We start from the raw sequence: 237 nt of genomic DNA on the forward strand, positions 1-237 counted from the left end.
CTAATGCTTCGCGAGTACCAGTAGATGCGCCAGAAGGTGCTGCCGCACGACCCCATGAGCCATCAGCTAAATGTACATCCGCTTCAACAGTTGGGTTACCACGCGAGTCCATGATTTCGCGACCAATTACTTTTACGATATTTGACATCTTGTTTCCTCTATATTCCCAAAATGGTGAGTTTTGTTAACTTTACTATGTTTGATATAGCTTAGTCAGTCTTAAAAACAAAAAAGCCG

1 pseudogene is annotated in these 237 nt (G+C 42.6%); it reads right to left on the reverse strand.

The features are described 5' to 3' along the window. Positions 1-148: pseudogene (eno, locus tag SB756_RS35215) on the reverse strand (phosphopyruvate hydratase); the annotation flags it as partial. Positions 149-237: the final 89 nt, after the last annotated feature.

This window comes from Pseudomonas sp. SIMBA_068 (genome assembly GCF_046534705.1).
GTDB classification, from domain to species: domain Bacteria; phylum Pseudomonadota; class Gammaproteobacteria; order Pseudomonadales; family Pseudomonadaceae; genus Aquipseudomonas; species Aquipseudomonas putida.